Annotated in this window: 5 protein-coding genes and 1 pseudogene; 3 read left to right on the top strand and 3 right to left on the bottom strand. The window is 70.2% G+C overall.

Going from position 1 to position 5,342, the window contains the following annotated elements:
- From IJH84_RS01540 to IJH84_RS01530, 3 genes are all read right to left on the bottom strand, one after another.
- The coding region (locus IJH84_RS01540) for a Uma2 family endonuclease (RefSeq protein WP_295139378.1) at positions 1-416 on the bottom strand (416 nt) is incomplete at its 3' end.
- Positions 417-566: 150 nt separating this feature from the next.
- Positions 567-1,619: an aspartate-semialdehyde dehydrogenase gene (locus IJH84_RS01535; RefSeq protein WP_295139375.1), complete on the bottom strand. Its 1,053-nt coding sequence runs from the start codon at positions 1,617-1,619 to the stop codon at positions 567-569.
- Complete coding sequence (locus IJH84_RS01530; RefSeq protein ID WP_200068213.1) at positions 1,619-2,884, bottom strand: aspartate kinase; 1,266 nt, start codon at positions 2,882-2,884, stop codon at positions 1,619-1,621. Before IJH84_RS01530 ends, IJH84_RS01535 begins: the two co-directional genes overlap by 1 nt.
- Before the next feature lie 308 nt (positions 2,885-3,192).
- Between IJH84_RS01530 and IJH84_RS01525 the strand changes: the two genes are divergently transcribed.
- The 3 genes and pseudogenes from IJH84_RS01525 to IJH84_RS01515 form a co-directional block, all read left to right on the top strand.
- Positions 3,193-4,434: a mannosyltransferase family protein gene (locus tag IJH84_RS01525; protein WP_233626595.1), complete on the top strand. Its 1,242-nt coding sequence runs from the start codon at positions 3,193-3,195 to the stop codon at positions 4,432-4,434.
- A gap of 16 nt (positions 4,435-4,450) precedes the next feature.
- Entirely contained in the window at positions 4,451-5,044 is a 594-nt protein-coding gene (locus IJH84_RS01520) for a nitroreductase family protein (RefSeq protein WP_295139368.1), read from the top strand.
- A gap of 41 nt (positions 5,045-5,085) precedes the next feature.
- Positions 5,086-5,342 (top strand): annotated as a pseudogene (locus IJH84_RS01515) (kynureninase); the annotation flags it as partial.

Raw genomic sequence — 5,342 nt, 5'->3', positions numbered from 1 at the left:
ATCCAGTAGTGCTGGATACCGGCTTGCGCGTACTCGTGCACCTTCATCAACCGGTCGATCCGGCCCGAGCCGGGCGAGACGACCTCGACCGCGACTGCGACGTCGTTGGCGTACAAGCGGTTCGGGTTCGCGTCGAACGCCATGGTGGGGGCGAGGACGACGTCGGGGATGCGCAGCGTCGGCGGGAATCGCGCGTCGACCGCGACTTCGACGTCCTGCAGCGCTTCCCACTTCGACGGAAGTTGTTCGTCCAAGCTCGAGGTGATCCGCTTGACGACGCGCTGGTGAACGGCTGCTGCCTTGGGGGACACCTGGAGAAGACCTTCCTGGAGCTCGTAGCGCCGCGAGTTGTCCTCGGGGAGGCGGTCGAACTCCTCCAGCGTCAGCAGATGATCGGGCCAACTCATCGCGGTCATACCTCCATCATCGGCGCTACCAGGCGAGCTCTTGATCGACTCTTATGATCAACACTCGGTCAGGTGACTCGCGCGATCCCTGCCGCAGACAATAGAAGGGCGCCTCCCTCCGCACCAGGAGGAAGGCGCCCCACCGGACCCGCGCCGGGATCACCGCACCAGCGTCTCCGCGATCTCGTAGGTGTTCAGCGCCGCGCCCTTGCGCAGGTTGTCACCGCAGACGAAGAACTCCAGCGTGCTCGGGAAGTCCAGCGCCTGCCGCACCCGCCCGACGTAGGTCGGATCGGCGCCGACGACCCCGGCCGGAGTGGGGAAGTCCAGCTCGTCCGGGTCGTCCTGCAGCACGATCGACGGCTGCGACTCGAACACCCGGTGCGCCTCCGGCACGGTGACCTCGCGCTCGAACACCGCGTGCACCGCCAGCGCGTGCGTGGTCACCACCGGCACCTGCACGCAGGTCGCGGAGACCTTCAGCTCCGGGATGCCGAGGATCTTGCGGGACTCGTTGCGGACCTTGAGCTCCTCGGAGGTCCACCCGTCGCCCTTGGCCGAGCCCGCCCACGGCACCACGTTCAGCGCCAGCGGAGCCTTGAACGGCGTCTCCTCCGGCAGCCCGGCCGCGATCAGCGCCTCGGCCACGTCGCCGGCCCGCACGCCGAGCTGCTTGCCCGCGATGGCCGCGATCTCGTCGTAGAGCCGGTCGACGCCTTCCTGACCGGCACCGGAGGCCGCCTGGTACGAAGAAACGACCAGCTCGCGCAGCCCGAACTCGCGGTGCAGCGCACCGAGCGCGGCCATCATCGACAGCGTCGTGCAGTTCGGGTTGGCGATGATGCCGCGCGGGCGCTCGTGCACCTTCTCCGGGTTGACCTCGGGCACCACCAGCGGAACCTCGGGGTCCATCCGGAACGCGCCGGAGTTGTCCACCGCGATGGCACCGCGCTCGGCCGCGATCGGCGCCCACTGCGCGGAGATCTCGTCCGGCACGTCGAACAGCACGATGTCCACGCCGTCGAACGCTTCCGGGGCGAGTTCGACCACTGTGGTCTCCCGCCCGCGCACGGTGATCTTCTTGCCCGCGGAGCGGGCCGAGGCGATCAGCCGGACCTCGTCCCACGGCACCGACTCGCGCTGGTTGATGATGTCGATCATGACGCTGCCGACGGCGCCGGTGGCGCCGACGATCGCAACGGTGGGGGCCATCAGCGACCACTCCCCGCGTACACGACTGCCTCTTCCTCGCCACCGAGCTCGAACGCGGCGTGCAGCGCGCTGACCGCGTCCGCCAGCTGGGTGTCCCGGACCAGCACCGAGATCCGGATCTCCGAGGTGTTGATGATCTCGATGTTCACACCAGCGTCGGACAGCGCCTCGCAGAACGTCGCGGTGACCCCGGGGTGCGAGCGCATCCCGGCTCCCACCAGCGAGACCTTGCCGACGTTGTCGTCGTAGACGACCTCCTCGAAGCCCACCGCGGCGGAGATCTTCTCCAGCTCGGCGACCGCCTCCGGGCCGTTGTCCCTGGACACGGTGAACGTGACGTCGGTGCGCCCGGAGCTGGTGCCGGAAACGTTCTGCAGCACCATGTCGATGTCGATCTCGGCGTCGGCGACCGCGCGGAAGATCTTGCCCGCGACGCCCCGGTTGTCCGGTACACCGCGCACGGTGACCTTGGCCTCCGACCGGTCGTGCGCCACGCCGGTGATCATCGCCTGTTCCACGGAAAGGTCCTCCACTGAGCCGGAAACGATCGTTCCGGGCTTGGGTGAGTACGACGAGCGGACGTGCAGCGGGACGCCGTAGCGGCGGGCGTACTCGACCGCGCGCAGGTGCAGCACCTTCGCGCCGGTCGCGGCCAGCTCCAGCATCTCCTCGTAGGTCACGCGCTCCAGCTGCTTGGCGTCGGGAGCGATCCGCGGGTCCGCGGTGTAGACGCCGTCCACGTCGGTGTAGATCTCGCAGACGTCGGCCTTCATCGCCGCGGCGACCGCGACGGCGGTGGTGTCCGAACCGCCCCGGCCGAGCGTGGTGATGTCCTTGGTGTCCTGGGCGACGCCCTGGAAACCGGCCACCAGCACCACTTGGCCCTCGGCGAGGGCTTCCTGCACGCGCCCCGGCGTGACGTCGATGATCCGCGCGTTCTGGTGCGCCGCGGTGGTGATCACCCCGGCCTGCGAGCCGGAGAACGAGCGGGCCTCGACGCCGAGCGCCTCCACGGCCATCGCCACCAGCGCGTTGGAGATCCGCTCCCCCGCGGTGAGCAGCATGTCCAGCTCCCGCTCCGGCGGGGCGGGGTTGACCTGCTGAGCCAGGTCCAGCATTTCGTCGGTGGTGTCGCCCATCGCCGAGCACACGACGACCACGTCGTTGCCCGCTTTGCGGGTCTCCACGATGCGTTCGGCGACCCGTTTGATCCGGTCGGCACTTTCCAGCGAGGAACCGCCGTACTTCTGGACGACGAGCGCCACGTGAAACAAACCTCCTCGCGCCGTTCCTCGGGTGTGGGTGCCCGCAGGAAGCGGTCGTCCCGGGCACGGGGTGGCCCCCCGCACTGACGCCGGTGGACGAAGAGCACCAGCGCGGTGCCGCCGCCGACGGCGACGTACCGGGGAGCCCCGCGACCAGCGAGAAGCAGCTTCGACCGGTCCGGTCGGGCGGCCGCTCACGGGTCGCTCCGCTGCTGCACCAGCCTACCGAACCAGCACCGTCCGGCCCCACCTCCCGGACCGGCTACTAGCCTGGCGAACCGGTTTGTCGACAAGGGCGGAGGAGCGGGTTGTCCACCACTCCCGAAGCGGTCGGGCCGGATCCCTCGCCGACCGGGGAAGCGGCACGTACCCAGCGGCAACAGCGGGTATCGGGCCGGTGGGCGCAGGCTCTGGAGAAGTTGTCGCACCCCGGCGGCCGCTGGTCCTTCCTGGCACCCGGTGTGGTTTACCTCGCAATCCGCCTGTTCGGGCTGCTGGTGCTCGCGCTGATGTCCGCGGCCAACAGCGAGTCGCTGCTGGACAACCTCTCGTCCTGGGACGGCGAGTGGTACCTGGAGATCGCCGCGCACGGCTACGGCGGCGTCGACCCGGGCATGGTCGACGGTTACGGGCACCGCTCCCCCGAGACGCCGCTGGCGTTCTTCCCCGGCTACCCGGTGCTGGTGCAGCTGCTCGACCTGCTGCCCGGCGTGGGCGTGCAGGGCGCGGCCATCGCGGTGAGCTTGTTGACCGGCATCGCCGCCGCTTACGGACTGGTCCGGATCGGGCGCCTGGTGAGCGGCTCGCACGGCGTGGGGCTGCTGCTGGTGGTGCTGTTCGCCGCGTCGCCGATGGCGGTGACCCTGTCGATGGCCTACTCGGAGGCGCTGTTCTGCGCGCTTTCGGTGTGGGCGCTGGTCGGCGTGCTGGAGCGGAACTGGACGCTGGCCGGGTTGTGCTGCGCGGCGTCCGGGCTGGTGCGGCCTACCGCTGCCGCGCTGATCGGCGTGGTCGGGCTGGCCGCGCTGGTGGCGATCTTCCAGCGCCGGGACTCGTGGCGGCCGTGGCTGGCGGTGCTGCTCGCGCCGGCCGGGCTGGCGGCTTACGTGGGCTGGGTGGCGTTGCAGACCGGCTCGCTGGACGGCTACTTCAAGCTGCAGCAGCGCGGCTGGTCGTCGGCGTTCGACGGCGGCTGGGCGACCGGCAAGTTCGCCCTGGAAGCGTTGTCGCAGGACAAGTCGGTGCTGGAGACGTTCACCGTCTGGATCGTGCTGGCCGCGCTGGTGCTGATGGTGCTGTGCGTGCGGAACCGGTTGCCGTGGCCGCTGGTGCTGTTCGCGTTCGCGGTGCTGGCGATGGACTTGGGCTCGGACGGGCTGATGTACTCCAAGGTCCGGTTGATGCTTCCCGCGTTCCCGCTGCTGATCCCGGTCGCGATGGGCTTGGCGCACCGCCGCCGCACGACCGCGGTGTGCTCGGCCGCGCTGATCGTGTGCTTCGGTGCGTGGTTCGGCGCTTACTCACTCACGGCGTGGCCGTACGCGATCTGACCGCAGGAGGATTCCGATGGGCGAGAAGGACGCGGTGACCTCGGTTCCGCTGCACCCGTTGCTGGCCTCCCGGTGGAGCCCGCGAGCGCTGGATCCGGCTTTCGAGCTGGCCGAAGCGCAGTTCACCGCGCTGTTCGAAGCCGCGCGCTGGGCGCCGTCCTGGGGCAACACCCAACCGGCCCGCTACCTGGCCGGACGCCGGGGCGAGCCGACGTTCGACCGGATCCACGGCACCCTCTCGCGCGGTAACCGGGGCTGGGCGGCTTCGGCCGCAGCGCTGGCGATCGGTCTCGCGCAGACCGTCGCCGACGACGGCGAGCCGCTGCCGTACGCCGCGTACGGCTTGGGTCTGGCCAGCGAGAACCTGGTGCTGCAAGCGGTCGCGGAAGGCTTGGTGGCGCACCAGATGGCCGGTTTCGACCGCGAAGCCGCGCGGGCCGAGTTCGCGGTACCCGGCGATTTCGAGCCGATGATCGCGATCGCGGTGGGCGCGCCGGGCAGCGCGGACGAGCTGCCGGACCGGCTGCAGCAGAAGGAGCAGGCGCCGCGCACCCGGAAACCCTTGGCAGAGCTGGTTTTCACGGACGGTTGGGGAAGCCCCCGGTACTGAAATCCGCGCCGAAGCGGTGACGCAGCGTCGATCAATGCGGTATGACTTCACTCGTGTGGACGAGCACGAGAGCTGCCGCCGAGGCGCTCGACCGCGCCGACGAGCTGGCCCCGCTGCGCTCCCGCTACGGCCTGCCCGCCACGAGGATCCGATTGGACGGCAGCAGCGGCCCGCGCACCCGGTCCACTCCGGCGAAGCTGCGCGAGTTCGTCGAGCACCGCTGGGACCACCGCGCGGGAACCGACGGCGGCCGCCGCAAGCAGGCCCGGCTGGCCGCCGCGAGCATCGCACCGCTGAT

It is taken from the genome of Saccharopolyspora sp. (genome assembly GCF_017434145.1).
Classification (GTDB): Bacteria; Actinomycetota; Actinomycetes; order Mycobacteriales; family Pseudonocardiaceae; genus Saccharopolyspora_C; species Saccharopolyspora_C galaxeae.
This window is presented reverse-complemented; position numbering and strand designations above follow the sequence as displayed.

Coding starts and splice junctions, on each gene's coding strand:
- IJH84_RS01535 (WP_295139375.1), bottom strand. CDS start 1,619: ATGGCCCCCACCGTTGCGATCGTCGGCGCCACCGGCGCCGTCGGCAGC.
- IJH84_RS01520 (WP_295139368.1), top strand. CDS start 4,451: ATGGGCGAGAAGGACGCGGTGACCTCGGTTCCGCTGCACCCGTTGCTG.